This window comes from Bradyrhizobium sp. 18BD (assembly GCF_054185225.1).
In genome coordinates this window covers 152476-167089 of the sequence record NZ_JAVAYL010000018.1, presented here as the reverse complement: position 1 = coordinate 167089, position 14614 = coordinate 152476, and the positions used below count along the sequence as shown (strand labels likewise).

Here is a 14614-nt window from a genome sequence, read left to right as displayed (position 1 = left end):
ACCAGGGAATAGCGGTGGTCAGGCGGGGTTGCCGTGTCTGACCACCGCAACGCCCTGGAGGGACAAGGCCATGTCGAAGCTGAACATGTCGAAGCTGAATACCTGGATGCCACGCGCCGTCGTGGCAGCTTTCATGACCTGCATCGTGACGTCATCCGTATCGGCGCAGCAGGCGCCGACGGTCCGCATCCGCGGCACCATCGAGAGCGTCGACGGCAACACGCTCGGCATCAAGACCCGCGAAGGCAGCGATGTGAAGGTGCGGATGACCGACAATGTCGCGGTCTTTGCCGTCGTGAAGACACAGCTGTCGGAGATCAAGGAAGGTTCCTATATCGGCGTCACCGCCATGCCCGAGCCTGACGGCACGCAGAAGGCCATTGCCGTCCACATCTTCCCCGAAAACCAGCGCGGCGCCGCCGAAGGCTTCCGCCCCTGGGACGCCCGCGCCAACTCGACCATGACCAACGCCACCGTGGCGCAGACGGTGAAGGGCACCGACGGCCAGAACATCACGGTGAAGTACAAGGACGGCGAGAAGAAAGTCGTGGTGCCGCCGGAGACGCCGATCGTCACATTCATCGCCAGCGACAAGTCGGAAGTGAAGCCGGGCGCCAAGCTGATCATCTTCGGCGCGGCGAAGAAGGATGACGGCTCGCTGGAGGCGAACCGGGTGAATGTCGGCCGGGACGGAATTACGCCGCCGATGTGAGGCTGTGAAGGACGTGTAGCTCTCTCACTCCCTCGCCCCGTTCTTACGGGGAGAGGGTGGGGTGAGGGGCTGTCTCCGCGGATCCGACTTTCAATGGTGTATTGGACGGCAAGCTCCACGATCATCGGCGGAGTCGGAGGCGCCTTCATCCTGGCACCAGTGTGCCTTGCCCCTCACCCGGATTGCGCCGGACGATGCTTTGCATCGCCGGGGGCAATCCGACCTCTCCCCGCAGAAGGGCGGGGAGAGGTTAAGAACCTACGGCGCAGCCGCAATGATGTGATCGTCGATCTCGTCGATCCGGTTGACGCCGCACAGGCCCATCGTGGTCAGCAGCTCTTTGTGGATGATGTCGATTGCCTTGGCGACGCCGGCCTGGCCGCCGGCGCCCAGGCCATAGGCATAGGCGCGGCCGATCATGCAGGACTTTGCGCCGAGCGAGAGCGCGCGCATCACGTCCTGGCCGGAGCGGATGCCGCCGTCGAACATGATCTCCATCTTGTCGCCGACGGCGTCGACGATCTCGGGCAACACCTCGATCGAGGACGGTGCGCCGTCGAGCTGACGGCCGCCATGGTTGGAGACCACGAGCGCCTGCGCACCGGTTTTCGCGGCGAGCTCGGCGTCCTCGACGTCGAGAATGCCCTTCAGGATCAGCTTGCCCGGCCAGATCGAGCGGATCCAGTCGATGTCGTTCCAGTTCAACGAGGTGTCGAACTGCGAATTGATCCAGGTCGACAGCGAGGTGATGTCGTCGCTGACCTTCAGGTGACCGGCGAGATTGCCGAAGGTGCGACGCTTGCCCTGCAGCACGCCCGAGACCCAGGCCGGCTTGGTGGCAAAATCGATCAGCTTCGACAGCGACCATTCCGGCGGCACCGTCATGCCGTTCTTGATGTCCTGGTGGCGCTGTCCGATCACTTGGAGATCGACGGTCAGCACCAGCGCCGAGCATTTCGCGGCGATTGCGCGTTCGATCAGCGCCTTGATGAAGCCGCGGTCCTTCATCACGTAGAGCTGGAACCAGAACGGCTTCTCGACATTGGCGGCGATGTCCTCGATCGAGCAGATCGACATCGTCGATTGCGTGAACGGGATGCCGGCGGCCTGCGCCGCGCGGCAGGCGTGGATCTCGCCGTCGCCATGCTGCATGCCGAGCAGGCCCACCGGCGCCAGCATCAGCGGCATGGTCGAGGGCTCGCCGAGGATCGTGGTCGAGGTGTCGCGCTTGGAGACGTCGACCAGGATGCGCTGGCGGAACTTGATGTTCTGCATGTCCTCGCGGTTGGCGCGCAGCGTTTCCTCGGCATAGGAACCGCGGTCGCAATAATCGAAGAACGCCTTCGGCACGCGGCGCTTGTGCAGTGCGCGAAGGTCGTCGATACAGGTGATATGCTTCATGGATGTTCCCCGGCCCGTCTTGCATCAAGCGTCTTGCATCGGAAGATTGAGGGGTCATCTAGCATGGTTGGATGCACAGCCAAATCGTTTGAAAGGACAGCGCCATGAACAGCGCGAGGCCGCACAGCCAGCCGACGCCGGAGGAGATCAAGGAGAAGCAGGATCTCGATGACGCGCTGGAGGAGGGCCTGGAAGAGACCTTTCCGGGCTCCGATCCCGTCAACGTCACCCAGCCCGCCCCGAGCCGCGGCGATGGCCATGTGAAGCGTTCGGATTAGCCCAAATTACCCGTGTTCCAGGCGATCCGGCGGGAAATATAGCGTTAACAATAGGTTACCGGAGCGGGGGCGCCCCCGGTTCCGTAATGATTTATCATATTTCTTGAAGCCAAGTTAGCCGCGTTGGCATTATAAGACCCTCAGCAAATCAGGGATGCGGGGCCCGTTCGGGCACCCGGAGGTTGTCGTGGGGATTCCTGGTTGTTGCTTGGGGGACGATTATGAGCCGCAAATATTTCGGGACGGACGGGATTCGGGGCCGCGCCAACGGACTGATCACGCCGGAGCTCGCGCTCAAGGTCGGCCAGGCCGCTGGCCTTGCGTTTCAGCGCGGTGAGCACCGCCATCGGGTCGTGATCGGCAAGGACACCCGCCTGTCCGGCTACATGATCGAATACGCGTTGGTCGCGGGCTTCACCTCGGTCGGCATGGACGTGCTGCTGGTCGGCCCGATGCCGACGCCGGCGGTCGCGATGCTCACCAAATCGATGCGCGCCGATCTCGGCGTTATGATCTCGGCCTCGCACAATCTGTTCGAGGACAACGGCATCAAGCTGTTCGGCCCGCAGGGCTTCAAGCTGTCCGACGACGTCGAGAAGCAGATCGAGCAGTTGCTCGACGAGCCCATCGAGAAGCGTCTTGCCCAGAGCGCGAGCCTCGGCCGCGCCCGCCGTATCGACGGCGTGCATGACCGCTACATCGAATTCGCCAAGCGTACGCTGCCGCGCGACCTTTCGCTCGACGGCCTGCGCGTCGTGATCGATTGCGCCCATGGCGCCGCCTACAAGGTGGTGCCGGAAGCGCTGTGGGAGCTGGGCGCCGACGTCGTGCCGATCGGCGTCGAGCCCGACGGCTTCAACATCAACAAGGATTGCGGCTCGACCTCGCCGGAAGCGCTGTCGCGGAAGGTGCGCGAGATGCGCGCCGACATCGGCATCGCGCTGGACGGCGACGCCGATCGCGTCATCCTGGTCGACGAGCGCGGTCATGTCGTCGACGGCGATCAGCTGCTCGCGGTGATCGCGCAGAGCTGGAAGGAAGACGGCCGCCTCTCGCGTCCGGGCATCGTCGCGACCGTGATGTCCAATCTCGGCCTCGAGCGCTTCCTGAAAGGGCAGGGGCTCGATCTCGTGCGCACGCCTGTCGGCGACCGCTACGTGCTCGAGCAGATGCTGGGCGGCGGCTACAATCTCGGCGGCGAGCAGTCCGGCCACATCATCCTGTCCGACTACGCCACCACCGGCGACGGCTTCGTGGCCGCGCTGCAGGTGCTGGCGGTGGTGCAGAAGTCGCGCCGTCCGGTGTCGGAAGTGTGCCACCGCTTCGATCCGCTGCCGCAGATCCTCAAGAACGTCCGCCACAAGGGCGGCAAGCCGCTCGATGATTCCGAGGTCAAGTCGGCGATCTCCGACGGCGAGAAGCGTCTCAACGGCCACGGCCGCCTCTTGATCCGCTCCTCCGGCACCGAGCCCGTGATTCGCGTCATGGGCGAGGGCGAGGACCGCAACCTGGTCGAGGACGTCGTCGACACCATCGTCTCCGCGCTGGGCCACGCTGCGGCGGCCTGAGGGCATCGCTGAGCGAAGGATCGTAGCCCGGATGGAGCGCAGCGAAATCCGGGACAGTGCGGATGATTGGGCTCCCGGATTACGCTGCGCTCCATCCGGGCTACCAGCTCGGCTATCCCCGACCTCGGTCTCGTACGATTCCGGCGCTCGCAGTGAGTCTGGACCCGCGCATCCCAGCCATGGCCGATTGGCGGTGGCCCGGCCGCTGCCTGCATCGTAATGAGCAGGTCGCGGCGATCTGCCGCGCCGGGATGCTGCCGTGAACAAGCCAGTCGTCGTCTCAGAGGAAACGCTGACCGAGCCCGTCGTCGTCGCCGACGTGGCGCCCGTCGCCAAGGCAGCGGGGCCGGCCTATGTCGTGCTCGCCGGCATCAGCTTCTCGCACTTCCTCAACGACACCATGCAGTCGCTGATCGCCTCGGTGTATCCGATCCTGAAGGACACCTACGCGCTCGATTTCGCGCAGATCGGCATGATCACGCTGGCCTTCCAGTTCACGGCCTCGCTATTGCAGCCGGTGGTCGGGCACTACACCGACAAGAAGGCGCAGCCTTATTCGCTGTCGATCGGCATGGCCTCGACCTTCTTCGGCCTGCTCCTGCTCAGCGCCGCGCACCAATATCTGGTCATCCTCGTTGCCGCCGCCTTCGTCGGTCTCGGCTCGGCGGTGTTTCACCCCGAATCGGCGCGCATCGCGCGGCTTGCCTCCGGCGGCCGCTACGGCTTTGCGCAATCGGTGTTCCAGCTCGGCGGCAGTTTCGGCACCTCGATGGGACCGGTGCTCGCAGCGCTGATCGTCGTGCCGTTCGGGCAGGGCAGCATCGCCTGGTTCTCCTCGATCGCGTTCCTCGCGATCGTCATCCTCTGGCGTATCGGCCGCTGGTACGCGCCGCAGATCAAGGCGAAGAAGACGGTAGCGGTGCAGGCTCATCCGGATGCGCCGAGTTCGCGCCGCGTCGGCGTTGCACTCCTCGTTCTCGTGGCGCTGCTGTTCTCGAAGCAGCTCTACGTCTCGAGCCTGTCGAGCTATTACATCTTCTATTTGATCGACCGCTTCGGCGTGTCGACGCAGACCGCGCAGATCTATCTCTTCATCTTCCTCGCCGCGAATGCGGTCGGCGCGTTCTTCGGCGGACCGCTCGGTGACCGCTTCGGCCGCAAGATCGTGATCTGGATCTCGATCCTCGGCGCGCTGCCGTTCACGCTCGCGCTGCCCTATGCCGGCCTCTATGCGAGCGCGGTGCTGTCAGTGATCATCGGCCTCGTCATCTCCTCGACGACGTCGTCGATCATCGTGTTCGCGCAGGAGCTGGTGCCGCACCGCTTCGGCATGATCTCCGGCGTGTTCTTCGGTGTCGCCTTCGGCATCGGGGGGCTCGGCGCGGCCGTGCTCGGGAAGCTCGCCGACCACACCTCGATCGAGTTCGTCTATCGGGTCTGCGCCTATCTGCCGGCGATCGGGCTGCTCGCGGTGTTCCTGCCGAAGCTGCCGCAGCACGCGCGTTAACAAAACCTCTTTGGCTGCACTGCGGCTTCATCAATCGTTAGGAATTGCGGCTCTTCCGTTCCGATTTCATCGGAGCGGGAAGCCCTGGCTGCCGCTTTTTTGCAACGCTTCCGCTGCAACCGCGTGTGCGGTGAGAAAAAATCAACCTTAAAAATTAGGGTTAAGTGGCGCTTAAGCATTTGCTGGCATCGTCCGCCCGTGAGTTTCCAGAACGTGAGGCGCTCGTATTTTGCCTCACCGGCCATAAGGACGAAGCCAATGCGTAGCGTTAAGTCTCTCGTTGCCGCGGGTGCGGCATCACTGATCTCGTCGATGGCGTTTGCCGCCGACATGCCGATCGCAGCGCCCCCTCCGATGTACGCGCCGCCGGCTCCGCCCGCCGACTTCGGCGGCTGGTATCTCCGTGGCGACATCGGCATGACCAACCAGCGCGCCAAGAGCATCGAGGGCACCGTGGCGCCTGGCTTTACGAAGACGACCGAGGGACTCGGCTTCGACTCGTCCCCGCTGTTCGACCTCGGTGTCGGCTATCGCTTCAACAACTGGTTCCGCGCCGACGTGATCGGCCAGTACCGAGGCAAGGCCAACCTGCACGGTGCAGACAACGTCATTGGGCCCGGCTTCGTGGGTTCCGACAACTTCACCGGCAGCAAGTCCGAGTGGGTCGTCATGGCCAACGCCTATGTCGATCTCGGCACCTGGTGGTGCGTCACCCCGTTCATCGGCGCCGGTATCGGCGGCTCCTACAACAAGATCAGCGGCTTCCGCGACGACGGTATTGCCTATCTCGCCGCGCTGACTCCGACCCCGAGCGCCAGCGTTGCCTACTTCGCCGACAGCGGAAAGTGGAACTTCGCCTGGGCCGCTCACGCCGGTCTCGCCTACAAGGTCAACCCCGGCTTCACGGTCGAATTGGCCTACAGCTACATGAACCTCGGCGATGCCGCGCCCGGAAACTACCGCCTGTTCGACAACAGCGCGTCCGGCCCGAGCTCGATCAAGCTCAAGGAGCTCACCTCGCACGACCTGAAGCTCGGCGTGCGCTGGGATCTCAACAGCCCGCCCGCCTACGTGCCGCCGCCGCTCGTCACCAAGGGCTGATCGTCAGCGCCATCGCTTCATCTGTCTTAACGGCGCGGGATCATCCCGCGCCGTTTTGCTTTGCGTATTTTTCATTGCTCGGCGGCGACGAAAGGCTCCGGCGCAACCATTGGTTAAGGTTAACGAGCCATGATCACGACACAGTTCGAGTTCGATGGAGCGTTGCGAATGCGTGGGCTTTTGTTGGCGGCGGTGATGTTGGGGACGGCGTCTGCCGCGCACGCGGCCGATATGCCTGACCTGCCGATCCTGCGCGGCAGCTTCACCGACGGCCTGAGCAATTCCAATGTCAACTGGCAGGGCTTCTATGTCGGGGGTCAGGGCGGCTACGGATCCTCGGACGAAAACTTCAGCGGCACAAACAGCAACATGCTCGCTGCCTTGCTCGACCATAACGTCATCCAGCAGATGCAGGTCTCGCAATGGAATCTCGGGCTTGGCAAGCAATCGAGCCGCTCCGCCGGCTACGGTGCCTTCTTCGGCTACAATGCGCAGTGGGAAGACGTCGTCTATGGTCTTGAAGTGAGCTACCTGCACGGCTCCTATGGCGGCTCATCCAGCGCATTCAAGGAGCTCGTCAGCGGCACCACGTTGTCCGACGGTGCCTTTCACGATGTTGCGGTAACGTCATCAGCCAAGATAGCGATCTCGGATCTGGCGACGTTCCGGGGACGCGCGGCTTATGCCTGGGGTTGTTTCCTGCCTTACATGTTCGGCGGGCTCGCGCTTGGCAAGGCCGACATCTCGCATTCGGTCCTGGTCACCGATACGATCAGCACCAACGGAACGACGTGGATACCGTTGCAGCCGCTGTCGGCGAACGATGTCCAGCATAATCACCTGATCTACGGCTACACGGCCGGTCTTGGCGTGGACGTCAACCTGGTTGGCGGCCTCTTCATGCGGGCCGAGTGGGAATACATTCGCTTCACCTCCCAGGTCGACACCAGCATCAACACCGTTCGCGCCGGCCTCGGCTACAAATTCTGACGCCGGTTCGCCGCGTCGCGGTTGACAGCGCCGCTGCGTCCTGATGCTCTGTCGCCCAGCGGGGCGGCAGCAATGCAGATTTTCGGCGATAGCAATTCCGGCAATTGTCAGAAGGTGAAGTGGGTCTGCGACAAGCTCGCGGCGCCCTACCGGTGGATCGAGGTCGATACCCGCAAGGGCGAGACGCGTACGCCGCAATTTCTGGCGATGAACAGCGCCGGTCAGGTGCCGACCGTCGCCTTCGATGACGGCCGCACGCTGGCGCAGTCCAACGCCATCATCCGCTATCTCGCCCGCGACAGCGCGCTGATCCCGCGCGACGCCTTTGCCGCGGCCAAGATGGACGAATGGCTGTTCTGGGAGCAGTACAGCCACGAGCCCTACATCGCGGTGTGCCGCTTCCAGCTCGTCTATCTCGGCAAGGACGCATCCGAGCTCGATCCGGAGAAGGTCAAGCGCGGCTATGCGGCGCTCGACCGCATGGAGCAGCATCTGGCGGCCAGCCGTTTCTTCGCCGGCGAAGCGATTTCGCTCGCCGACGTCTCGCTGCTCGCCTATACGCGCGTGGCGCACGAAGGCGGCTTCGATCTCGGCCGCTATGCGGCCATCCGCCGCTGGATCGGCGAGGCCGAGGCTTATCTTGGCCTGCCGCCGGCGCGCTGACTTCTGGAGTTTCCCAGTATGAACGATAAGTCCGTCTCGATCCGTCCCGCGCGTCGCGAGGACGTCCCCGCGATGATCGCGATGCTCGCCGACGATCATCTCGGGCGCGCCCGCGAGCGCTTGGAAGATCCATTGCCTGCCGTCTATTACGAAGCCTTTGCGCGCGTCGAACGCGATCCGAACCTCACGCTCGTGGTTGCCGAGAGCGAGGGCAGGGTAGTCGGCTGCCTGCAACTCGCGGTGTTGCCGGGCATCAGCTCGCAAGGCGGCATCCGCGGTCTGCTCGAGGATGTGCGCGTTGCTTCCGATTGCCGCAGCCGCGGCATCGGTGAGCAATTGGTGCGATGGGCGGTGACGGAAGCGAAAGCGCGCGGTTGCATCCTGGTCGAATTACTGACGCATGCGAGCAGAACGGATGCGCAGCGCTTCTACAAGCGGCTCGGATTTGCATCGAGCCACGTCGGCATGACTGTCCGCTTTTGAAGCAGCGCACCGCGAGCGTTGCGCGATCAAGGAAATCGGATCGCGCGTTCGTTCATCTTAAGAGCTGATAAACTACCCGTCCGTCGTTCACGTGGAACCAGGAACGAACGGTGCTACGCCAGCGTCTGAAACCGGGCTCGGTCGGTTCGGGGATTTCGATGACAAGCTATTCCATGATCAAGGTCGGCAACGACTACGTTGTGCAGGCCAATGACAAATGCATTTTGAAAGTCGGCAGCCGCCGTCGTGCAGCGCAATTGATCAGCGATGCCACGGACTTGCTGAACGCACTCGCCGTTGTCGAATCCCCTGATATCGCACCGGAGACGCCATCACTCGCGCGTGAGGCCCCGGAACTTCCTTGACGACTCTTCCCGTTTCCCGTATCAGCCGCGGCGGGACACCTCCCCCCAACGGGAGGCTTACTATCTGGAAGGGTAGATCATGACTGTAGCGAAGCCCGCTTCGCGGCCGACCGTGCCGCATTTCTCCTCCGGCCCCTGCGCCAAGCGCCCCGGCTGGAACGCCCAAAATCTCAAGGACGCAGCGCTCGGCCGTTCGCATCGCGCGAAGGTCGGCAAGACAAAGCTCAAGCTCGCGATCGATCTGACGCGCGAAGTGCTTGAAGTGCCCGCCGATTATCGCATCGGCATCGTGCCGGCGTCCGATACCGGCGCGGTCGAGATGGCGCTGTGGTCGCTGCTCGGTGCGCGGCCCGTCACCACGCTCGCCTGGGAATCCTTCGGCGAGGGCTGGGTCAGCGACATCGTCAAGGAATTGAAGCTCAAGGACGTCACCAAGCTGAACGCGGCTTACGGTGAGATTCCCGACCTCTCGAAGGTCGATCCCAAGAGCGACGTCGTCTTCACCTGGAACGGCACCACTTCCGGCGTGCGCGTGCCTGATGCCAACTGGATCAGCGCGACCCGCGAAGGCCTGACCATTTGCGACGCCACCTCGGCCGCGTTTGCGCAGCCGCTCGACTGGGCCAAGCTCGATGTCGTCACCTTCTCCTGGCAGAAGGCGCTCGGCGGCGAAGCCGCGCACGGCATGCTGATCCTGTCGCCCCGCGCGGTGGAGCGGCTCGAGACCTACAAGCCGGCGTGGCCGCTGCCGAAGATCTTCCGCATGACCAAGGGCGGCAAGATCAACGAAGGCATCTTCGTCGGCGAGACCATCAACACGCCGTCGATGCTCTGCGTCGAGGACTATCTCGATGCGCTGAACTGGGCCAAGTCGATCGGCGGCCTGAAGGCGCTGATTGCGCGTGCCGACGCCAACACCAAGGTGCTCGCCGACTGGAAGGCGAAGACGCCCTGGATCGACTTTCTGGCCAAGGACGCGGCGATCCGCTCCAACACCTCGGTGTGCCTGAAGTTCACCGATCCCGCGATCACCTCGCTCTCGGACGACGCACAGGCCGACTTCTCCAAGAAGCTGGTCGCGCTGGTCGAGAAGGAAGGCGCCGGCTACGACTTCGCCTACTACCGCGATGCGCCGGCCGGCCTGCGCATTTGGTGCGGCGCGACCGTTGAAGCGAAGGATGTCGAGCTGCTGACGCAGTGGATCGACTGGGCCTTCGCCGAGACCAAGGCCACGCTGGCGAAAGCCGCCTGACAACGCCGTGAGCTGACGCCGTGCGGACTAATCCGCACGGCCTGATCTCCACAGGCCCGTCATGTTCGAACCCGAGAACGACATCGAGCGCATGCTGATGCGTGCGGCGCAGGAGCCGTCGGAACGTCCGGCCTTCGCGCGGGCGCTGATGGATGCCGAGATCGTCATGGTGCTGGTGCCCGAAGCGGGCCGGCTCGAACCGGCGCCGGACGGCAATGCAATCGTTCCGGAAGGAACCAAGCTCACTCTGCCGAGCGCGATGCGCGGCGAGCAGCGGCTCCTTCCTTTCTTCACTGCGCCTTCCCGGGCGCGTGCCTGGTTCAGTGGCGATCACATCGTCGCCCCCGACCGCACGCTTGATCTGTTTGGCCGCTACCCGGAGGCATCCTACGTGCTCAATCCTGGCTCCGACTACGGCAAGGAGTTCACTCCTGCCGAGGTGAAACGGCTGCTCGCCGGACACTTCGAGGAAGGCGCCGAGACGATCACGATTCCTGCCGGCGAGCAGCTTCTGCTCGGCCATCCCAGCGATGTGCCGAACGAGTTGATCTCGGCGCTCTCGCGCGAGTTCAGCGCGGAAAAATCCATCCGCGGCGCCTGGCTGATGCTGGCGGCGCGGGCCGGGCATCCGGACCAGACCTGGATGCTCGGCGTCGATCACGAGGGATCGTGGTCGAACGTGCTGGCGGCGATCAATCGCGCCGTCGCCGGCGATGTCTTGAAGGGACGGCCGCTCGACGCCGTGCCGCTCGAGGACAGCTCACTCGCATCGACCTTGCGTACCGGAATTCCCATCCCCGCCGTCAAGCGCGGCTTCTTCCAAAAGCTCTTCAGCTAACAGCAGGCAGAATCCCATGTCCAAGCCGAAAGTTCTCATCTCCGACGCACTCTCTCCCGCCGCCGTTCAGATCTTTAGGGATCGCGGCGTCGAGGTCGACTTCCAGCCGAACCTCGGCAAGGACAAGGACAAGCTCGCCGAGATCATCGGCAATTACGACGGCCTCGCGATCCGCTCCGCGACCAAGGCGACCGCCAAGATCCTGGAGAAGGCCACCAACCTCAAGGTGATCGGCCGCGCCGGCATCGGCGTCGACAATGTCGAGATCCCGGCGGCGACCGCCAAGGGCATCATCGTGATGAACACGCCGTTCGGCAATTCGATCACGACCGCTGAGCACGCCATCACCCTGATGCTGGCGCTCGCCCGCGAGATCCCGCAGGCCGACACCTCGACGCAGGCCGGCAAGTGGGAGAAGAACCGCTTCATGGGCGTCGAGATCACCGGCAAGGTGCTCGGCGTGGTCGGCTGCGGCAACATCGGCTCGATCGTCGCCGATCGCGCGCTCGGCCTGCGCATGAAGGTCGTTGCGTTCGATCCGTTCCTGTCGCCGGAGCGCGCCAAGGACATCGGCGTCGAGAAGGTCGATCTCGATGATCTGCTCAAGCGTGCCGACTTCATCACCCTGCACACCCCGCTCACCGAGAAGACGAAGAACATCATCGACAAGGCCGCGATCGCCAAGATGAAGAAGGGCGTGCGCTTGATCAACTGCGCCCGCGGCGGCCTCGTCGACGAGCAGGCGGTGGTCGATGCGCTCAACTCCAAGCACATTGCGGGTGCCGCCTTCGACGTCTTCGTCGAGGAGCCCGCGACCTCCAACGTGCTGTTCGGCCATCCCAACGTGATCTGCACGCCGCATCTCGGCGCCTCCACCACGGAAGCGCAGGAGAACGTCGCGCTCCAGGTCGCCGAGCAGATGTCGGATTACCTGCTCACCGGCGCGATCTCGAACGCCGTCAACTTCCCCTCGATCACCGCCGAAGAAGCGCCGAAGCTGAAGCCCTTCATCTCGCTCGCCGAGAAGCTCGGCTCGTTTGCCGGCCAGCTCACGGAGAGCGGCATCCTCAAGGTCGTAATCACCTATGAGGGCCACGTCGCCGAGATGAAGATCAAGGCGATCACGTCAGCCGTATTGTCGGGCCTGCTGCGGCCGATGCTGGGCGAGGTCAACGTGGTCTCCGCCCCCGTCGTCGCCAAGGAACGCGGCATGGTGGTGGACGAGATCGTCCGCGCCGCCCAGAGCGACTATGAGAGCCTGATCACGGTGACGGTCGCAACCGAACGGCAGGAGCGCTCGGTCTCCGGCACCGTCTATCACGACGGCAAGCCGCGGCTGGTCGACATCAAGGGCATCCGCGTCGATGCCGAGTTCGGCAAGTCGATGATCTATGTCACCAACGAGGACAAGCCGGGCTTCATCGGCAGCTTCGCCGGCCTTTTGGGTGACGCCAAGATCAACATCGCGACCTTCCATCTCGGCCGTGTCGAGCAGGGCGGCGATGCCATCGCGCTGGTCGAGGTCGACGGCGCGGTGCCGGCGGACGTGCTCGCCAAGGTGCAGGCGCTGCCGCAGGTCAAGCAGGTCAAGGCGCTCAAGTTCTGAGGCGTCCGCAGGGCGCGCGCGCCTCGCGGAATGACGGCCATCATATATTCCGACCTGCGGAACAACGCCGCCCTTCTCGCGAGGGCGGCGTTTTTGTTGATGCGGCGCGGCGCATTATCTCTCCCGCGATCCCCAAACTTTGTGTACCAATGGTGTTCAGGACGCCTCCGTACCAATGTTCGAAAGGGAGAAAACAATGCGTGAAGCCGTCATCGTTTCCTACGCGCGCACGGGCCTTGCCAAATCCGGCCGCGGCGGGTTCAACATCACGCCGCCGATGTCGCTGGCTGCGCATGCCATCCACCACGCCGTCGATCGCGCCGGCGTCGACAAGGACTATGTCGAGGACTGCTATCTCGGCAATTGCGCCCACGGCGCGCCGAATATCGGCCGTCAGGCTGCGCTGCTCGCCGGCCTGCCCAAGTCGACCGGCGGCGTTTCGGTGAACCGCTTCTGCTCCTCGGGCCTCCAGACCATCGCGATGGCCGCCAACTCGATCCGCTCCGACGGCGCCGACTGCATCGTCGCCGGCGGCGTCGAAAGCATCTCGATGCCCGGCGGCGGCACGCCGAAGGAGACGATCGATCCGGAGCTGCTCAAGACTGCGCCCGACATCTTCATGGCGATGATCGACACCGCCGACATCGTCGCCGAGCGCTACAAGCTCAGCCGCGAATACCAGGACGAATATTCGCTGGAGTCGCAGCGCCGCATGGCCGCGGCCCAGCAGGCCAACAAGTTCAAGGACGAGATCGTCCCGATGAAGACGAAGATGAAAGTGGTCGACAAGGCGACCAAGGCCGAGTCGATCGTCGACTACGTGGTCGATCGCGACGAGTGCAATCGCCCTGAAACCACGCTGGAAGGATTGGCAAAACTCGAGCCGGTGAAGGGTCCCGGCAAGTTCGTCACCGCCGGCAACGCCAGCCAGCTCTCCGACGGTGCCGCCGCCGTGGTGCTGATGGAAGCCAAGGACGCCGAGAAGCGCGGCCTCAAGCCGCTCGGTCGTTTCGTTGCCTGGGCAGCGGCGGGCTGCGAGCCCGACGAGATGGGCATCGGCCCGATCTTCGCCGTGCCGAAGCTGCTCAAGCGCCACGGCCTGAAGATCGACGACATCGATCTCTGGGAGCTCAACGAGGCCTTCGCCAGCCAGTGCCTCTATTCGCGCGACAAGCTCGGCATCGATCCCGCCAAGTACAACGTCAACGGCGGCTCGATCGCGATCGGCCATCCCTTCGGCATGACCGGTGCCCGTCTCACCGGCCACCTGCTGCAGGAAGGCGCGCGCCGCAAGGCCAAGTGGGGCGTGGTGACCATGTGCATCGGCGGCGGCCAGGGCGGCGCCGGCCTGTTCGAGATCTACAGCTGATCTGAACGCCTGGACTAGCGAAAGGCACGGCGCTTGCGGCGCGCCGTGCCTTTTTCATTTCGCACGTGTCGGCGAAAACCGTACCGTTCATGTGAACCTGTTCACATTGGGGAACACCGCGGCAGAGTACCATGCACAAGTCAGCCGAATGCCGAGCATTATCTCGCATGGCCTGACACACACATCCGATGAAAAGCAACACCCGGGGGAGATGCTGTGATGAGCATAACCTATGGTGCAGCAGGATCAGGACGGACCGCGACAAGGGCGCGGCGCGTTTCCAGCTTCTTCAAGCGATATTGGCATGCATTTCAGCAATGGCGCAGCCGCGAGCGGCTGCGGGCCGACCTGTGCGATCTGAGCGACAGGGAGCTCATGGATATCGGCACCACGCGCGGCGAGATCGACTACGTCGCCTCGAACCAGTGGCGCGACCCCCGGGGCATCCGATCCGCCGAATAGTGGCCGCGGGTCGGGGCAG

Annotated in this window: 15 protein-coding genes; 14 read left to right on the top strand and 1 reads right to left on the bottom strand. The window is 63.9% G+C overall.

The window, feature by feature from the left end; genetic code table 11:
* Positions 1 to 85 precede the first annotated feature (85 nt).
* Positions 86 to 712 (top strand): hypothetical protein, encoded by a 627-nt coding sequence (locus RAD16_RS29215; RefSeq protein WP_458161326.1) that lies wholly within the window; start codon positions 86 to 88, stop codon positions 710 to 712.
* 258 nt (positions 713 to 970) lie between these two features.
* Here RAD16_RS29215 and RAD16_RS29210 read toward each other — a convergent pair whose 3' ends face one another.
* The gene (locus RAD16_RS29210; RefSeq protein WP_458161281.1) at positions 971 to 2113 is read right to left on the bottom strand and encodes an alpha-hydroxy acid oxidase; all 1143 of its coding nucleotides are present in this window, start codon (positions 2111 to 2113) and stop codon (positions 971 to 973) included.
* A 104-nt stretch (positions 2114 to 2217) separates the two neighbouring features.
* Between RAD16_RS29210 and RAD16_RS29205 the strand changes: the two genes are divergently transcribed.
* The 13 genes from RAD16_RS29205 to RAD16_RS29145 all read left to right on the top strand — a co-directional run bounded on the left by RAD16_RS29205 (position 2218) and on the right by RAD16_RS29145 (position 14595).
* Positions 2218 to 2391 (top strand): hypothetical protein, encoded by a 174-nt coding sequence (locus RAD16_RS29205; RefSeq protein WP_458161280.1) that lies wholly within the window; start codon positions 2218 to 2220, stop codon positions 2389 to 2391.
* Between the two features lie 221 nt (positions 2392 to 2612).
* Positions 2613 to 3959 (top strand): phosphoglucosamine mutase, encoded by a 1347-nt coding sequence (gene glmM, locus RAD16_RS29200; RefSeq protein WP_458161279.1) that lies wholly within the window; start codon positions 2613 to 2615, stop codon positions 3957 to 3959.
* Positions 3960 to 4218: 259 nt separating this feature from the next.
* On the top strand, positions 4219 to 5466 hold the full coding sequence (locus RAD16_RS29195) for an MFS transporter (protein ID WP_458161278.1): 1248 nt from the start codon (positions 4219 to 4221) through the stop codon (positions 5464 to 5466).
* Between the two features lie 258 nt (positions 5467 to 5724).
* Positions 5725 to 6567: an outer membrane protein gene (locus RAD16_RS29190; protein WP_458161277.1), complete on the top strand. Its 843-nt coding sequence runs from the start codon at positions 5725 to 5727 to the stop codon at positions 6565 to 6567.
* Positions 6568 to 6735: 168 nt separating this feature from the next.
* Positions 6736 to 7557 carry an outer membrane protein gene (locus RAD16_RS29185; RefSeq protein ID WP_458161325.1) on the top strand — a complete coding sequence of 274 codons (822 nt, stop codon included), beginning with the start codon at positions 6736 to 6738 and terminating at the stop codon, positions 7555 to 7557.
* Positions 7558 to 7629: 72 nt separating this feature from the next.
* Positions 7630 to 8220 (top strand): glutathione S-transferase family protein, encoded by a 591-nt coding sequence (locus tag RAD16_RS29180; RefSeq protein WP_458161276.1) that lies wholly within the window; start codon positions 7630 to 7632, stop codon positions 8218 to 8220.
* Between the two features lie 18 nt (positions 8221 to 8238).
* Positions 8239 to 8703 (top strand): N-acetyltransferase family protein, encoded by a 465-nt coding sequence (locus tag RAD16_RS29175; RefSeq protein WP_458161275.1) that lies wholly within the window; start codon positions 8239 to 8241, stop codon positions 8701 to 8703.
* A gap of 158 nt (positions 8704 to 8861) precedes the next feature.
* The gene (locus RAD16_RS29170) at positions 8862 to 9068 is read left to right on the top strand and encodes a hypothetical protein (protein WP_458161274.1); all 207 of its coding nucleotides are present in this window, start codon (positions 8862 to 8864) and stop codon (positions 9066 to 9068) included.
* Positions 9069 to 9147: 79 nt separating this feature from the next.
* The gene (locus RAD16_RS29165) at positions 9148 to 10320 is read left to right on the top strand and encodes a phosphoserine transaminase (RefSeq protein WP_458161273.1); all 1173 of its coding nucleotides are present in this window, start codon (positions 9148 to 9150) and stop codon (positions 10318 to 10320) included.
* A 61-nt stretch (positions 10321 to 10381) separates the two neighbouring features.
* Entirely contained in the window at positions 10382 to 11158 is a 777-nt protein-coding gene (locus RAD16_RS29160; protein WP_458161272.1) for an enhanced serine sensitivity protein SseB C-terminal domain-containing protein, read from the top strand.
* A gap of 16 nt (positions 11159 to 11174) precedes the next feature.
* Positions 11175 to 12764, top strand: coding sequence for a phosphoglycerate dehydrogenase (gene serA / locus RAD16_RS29155; protein ID WP_458161271.1), 1590 nt, complete (start codon positions 11175 to 11177; stop codon positions 12762 to 12764).
* A gap of 196 nt (positions 12765 to 12960) precedes the next feature.
* Complete coding sequence (locus RAD16_RS29150) at positions 12961 to 14133, top strand: thiolase family protein (protein ID WP_458161270.1); 1173 nt, start codon at positions 12961 to 12963, stop codon at positions 14131 to 14133.
* A 219-nt stretch (positions 14134 to 14352) separates the two neighbouring features.
* Positions 14353 to 14595 (top strand): DUF1127 domain-containing protein, encoded by a 243-nt coding sequence (locus RAD16_RS29145; RefSeq protein WP_458161269.1) that lies wholly within the window; start codon positions 14353 to 14355, stop codon positions 14593 to 14595.
* Positions 14596 to 14614 lie beyond the last annotated feature (19 nt).

What these genes read in the sequence shown, in the direction of transcription:
- RAD16_RS29215 (WP_458161326.1), top strand. Translation starts at nt 86, where the DNA reads ATGTCGAAGCTGAATACCTGGATGCCACGCGCCGTCGTGGCAGCTTTC.
- RAD16_RS29210 (WP_458161281.1), bottom strand. Translation starts at nt 2,113, where the DNA reads ATGAAGCATATCACCTGTATCGACGACCTTCGCGCACTGCACAAGCGC.
- RAD16_RS29205 (WP_458161280.1), top strand. Translation starts at nt 2,218, where the DNA reads ATGAACAGCGCGAGGCCGCACAGCCAGCCGACGCCGGAGGAGATCAAG.
- glmM (WP_458161279.1), top strand. Translation starts at nt 2,613, where the DNA reads ATGAGCCGCAAATATTTCGGGACGGACGGGATTCGGGGCCGCGCCAAC.
- RAD16_RS29190 (WP_458161277.1), top strand. Translation starts at nt 5,725, where the DNA reads ATGCGTAGCGTTAAGTCTCTCGTTGCCGCGGGTGCGGCATCACTGATC.
- RAD16_RS29185 (WP_458161325.1), top strand. Translation starts at nt 6,736, where the DNA reads ATGCGTGGGCTTTTGTTGGCGGCGGTGATGTTGGGGACGGCGTCTGCC.
- RAD16_RS29180 (WP_458161276.1), top strand. Translation starts at nt 7,630, where the DNA reads ATGCAGATTTTCGGCGATAGCAATTCCGGCAATTGTCAGAAGGTGAAG.
- RAD16_RS29175 (WP_458161275.1), top strand. Translation starts at nt 8,239, where the DNA reads ATGAACGATAAGTCCGTCTCGATCCGTCCCGCGCGTCGCGAGGACGTC.
- RAD16_RS29170 (WP_458161274.1), top strand. Translation starts at nt 8,862, where the DNA reads ATGACAAGCTATTCCATGATCAAGGTCGGCAACGACTACGTTGTGCAG.
- RAD16_RS29165 (WP_458161273.1), top strand. Translation starts at nt 9,148, where the DNA reads ATGACTGTAGCGAAGCCCGCTTCGCGGCCGACCGTGCCGCATTTCTCC.
- RAD16_RS29160 (WP_458161272.1), top strand. Translation starts at nt 10,382, where the DNA reads ATGTTCGAACCCGAGAACGACATCGAGCGCATGCTGATGCGTGCGGCG.
- serA (WP_458161271.1), top strand. Translation starts at nt 11,175, where the DNA reads ATGTCCAAGCCGAAAGTTCTCATCTCCGACGCACTCTCTCCCGCCGCC.
- RAD16_RS29150 (WP_458161270.1), top strand. Translation starts at nt 12,961, where the DNA reads ATGCGTGAAGCCGTCATCGTTTCCTACGCGCGCACGGGCCTTGCCAAA.
- RAD16_RS29145 (WP_458161269.1), top strand. Translation starts at nt 14,353, where the DNA reads ATGAGCATAACCTATGGTGCAGCAGGATCAGGACGGACCGCGACAAGG.